The following is a 3105-nucleotide window of genomic DNA, read 5'->3' as shown; positions in this document are numbered from 1 at the left end:
CGCGCGCCAAGATGCCCGCGCAACGCAGAGGCAAGCGCGCCCGCCTCTTCGACCTCGGCGCCGGCCTTCTCCGGCGCCCCCGCTTCGTCCGCCTCTTGCTGCGCGCACACCACATAGGCGACGAGCCGCATCTCACCGGTGCGATCCTCGCGCGCCACCACCACCGCATCGCGCACCCATTCGTGCTCGACAAGCCGCGCCGCAATCTCGCCCGGCTCGATGCGGAAGCCGCGGATCTTCACCTGCTCGTCGTTGCGGCCCAAGAACTCCAGATTGCCGTCCGGCAGATAGCGCGCCAGATCGCCGGTGCGGTACAGACGGTCGCCAGCCACAAACGGGCTGGCAATGAAGCGCTCGGCCGTCAGCTCGGGCCGGTTGAGATAGCCGCGCGCCACGCCCGCTCCGCCGATATAGAGCTCGCCCACCGCCCCGAACGGAACCGGCGCGCCATGAGCATCCAGCAGATAAAGCCGCGTGTTCGATATCGGACGGCCGATATGTGGCACGAAGCTATCACTGAATAGCCGTCCCGAAGTTGCCACGACGGTAAGTTCGGTGGGGCCATAGTTGTTTATTAGCTTGAGGGACGACGGTGGCAGGGAAGGCACCCGCGGGAGACGATCACCGCCGATCAGCAAGTGCTCCAACGTGGAATTTACCAGCTTGTCTTCCAGCGCGGCTGTAGCCAGCGGCGTAATCAAGAAGGCGGTCTCCAACGATTGGTCACGCCACCATTGCAACAGACGCAAGGAATCTCCCGCTGCCGCCCTGGGTGGGAGCAGCAAAGTGCTACGATTGCATAATGCAGACCATAGCTCCCACGCACTGGCATCGAATGCTAATCCAGCCGTGAGCGTGCAGCAGGTTTCCGGTTGCGGGCAGAACGTCTGCACATGCCATGCTGCAAGATTGACCAGCCCGCGATGCTCGACCATGACGCCCTTGGGCGTTCCGGTGGAGCCGGAGGTGTAGATGATGTAGGCGAGATGGCGCGCGGTGAGCCCCAGCGCATGCGGGTCGGGATCCTCGGCGGGCTGCCCGGCCCAGGCGGGTTCTGCGGCGTCGAGGTCGACCACGCCCACCTGGCCAAGAGCCTCCGCGCCCAGGGCGGCGCGTCCGGCGGCATCGCAAAGCAAGAGCCGCGGCGCGGCATCCTCAAGCACCTGGCCAAGCCGGGCGCTCGGATAGGCCGGGTCGAGCGGCACATAGGCACCGCCCGCCTTCAGGATCGCAAGCACCCCCACCACCATCGCCGGGCTGCGCTCGACGCAGATCGCCACCGGCTGGTCCGGCTTTACCCCAAGCCCGATCAGATGGTGGGCCAGCCGGTTGGCGCGGGCGTTGAGCTCGCCATAGGAGAGCGCCTCGGCCTCATGCACCAGCGCCACCCTGTCGGGCCCCTGACGCACCTGCGCCTCGAACAGCTCGTGGATGCACTTGTGCGACGGATAGTCCGCTTCCGTCCGGTTCAGTTCCTCCAGCAGATGGGCGCGCTCGGCGGCCGGCAGGATGTCGAGCTCTCGCACCGGCTTGTCGGGCGCCTGCTCCAATGCCTGGGCCAGCTCTTCGAGCGCCCGCTGCATGTAGCCGCAGACCCGGTCCCCACAGATCGGCTCCACCACCTGGGCGGTGAGGCCGAGCGCATCGCCAAAATCCTCCACCGACAGGCTCAGCGGATAATTGGTGCGCTCCTCCTCGCCCAGCCATTCGATGCCGGCCAAGGCATCGTCCGTGTTGGCGGCCGGCGTGTTGTGGCGATAGTTCATGAGCGCACTGAACAGCGGCGCCGGTGCTGCAACGCCGCTGCAGCGCTGCGCCAGCGCCAGCGAGGCATGCTCATGCGCCAGCAGCTGCGAAAGTCGCCCGTGCGTGGCCCGCACGCTCGCCTCGACCCCGGTGCCGTCGAGGTCGAGCCGCACCGGCAAGGTGTTCATGAACAGGCCGAGCGCGCGGTCGGCGCCGGCCCCGGCCTGCATGCGGCCAAACAGCACCGTGCCGAACACAACCTGCTCGCGCCCGCTGCTCAGCGCCACCACCTGGCCCCAGGCCAGGTGACAGAGGCTCGCCAGGCTCACACCCAGCCGCCGCGCCTGCGCCCGCAGCCGATCGTTGAGCGCGGCCGGCAGCATCCGATGCGCCTCGCCGACCCCGCTGCCATCGCCATGGACCTCGCTTAAACCGAACGGCAGGCTCGGCTCCTCGATGTCGCCCAGCATCTCCCGGAAGAACGCTTCATGCTCTTCGGACGAAGCTCCGAGACGCGCCTGCGCCACCAGATTGCGAAACGGCTGCGGCGCACCAAGCTCATGCGCGCGACCCTCCAGAACCGCCCGCACCTCGCCTCGCATCACTTCCGAGGCGGTGTGATCCCCAATCAGGTGATGATGCAGCTCCAAAAGCAGCCAGCGCCCGCTGCCCGGCTCGCGCGCGATCACAAACCGCAACAAGGGCGCCCGGCCAAGCTCGAGGCGATATTGGCGCGGATCGTACCGGCGCTTCAGCTGCTCATGACCGGGACCGCCATTCTCGTCCAGCTCGACCTCGGCAACCTCCAGCCGCGCACGACGCCACACCACCTGGACCGGGCTCGACAGTCCCTCCCAGACAAAGGCCGTGCGCAGCACGTCGTGACGGTCCACCACTTGCTGGACCGCATCAAGATAGCGCTCCAACAGGGCGCGATCGGCAAAGGCCATCTGCGAGACCAGCAGATACGGATCGCCCTTCCCGGCCAACAGGTGATGGAACAGGATACCGTCCTGCAGCGGCGACAGGCCATAGATATCCTGAATGTTGCCGACCCCGCCCGGCACCGTCGCCACCACCCGGTCGATCTCTTCCTGGTTCAGCTCGATCAGCGGCAGCATCGGCGGCGTGATCGCCAGAGTGTGCTCGTCGATCAGGTTGGCCGGCACCGCCACCTCGCTATGGCTGCCAAGGCTGGCGGCCAGATCGCAAAGCACCGGCCGGGCCAACAGGGTGCGCACCTCAACCCCGAGCGACTGCCGCCGCAGCCGCTCCATCAGTTGCACCGCCAGCAGCGAATGGCCGCCGAGCTCGAAGAAGTGGTCGTGGCGGCCAACCCGCTCGAGCCCCAGAAGCTCG

Annotated in this window: 1 protein-coding gene; it reads right to left on the bottom strand. The window is 67.3% G+C overall.

Features of this window, described 5'->3' with window-relative positions:
* Positions 1–3105, bottom strand: a 3105-nt coding sequence (locus AC0L28_RS34490) for a non-ribosomal peptide synthetase (RefSeq protein WP_473482940.1), incomplete at both ends; no start/stop codon positions are given.

This window comes from Mesorhizobium sp. WSM4847 (assembly GCF_055811335.1).
The sequence above is the reverse complement of the archived record's forward strand: the minus strand, read 5'-3'. Positions and strand labels throughout refer to the sequence as shown.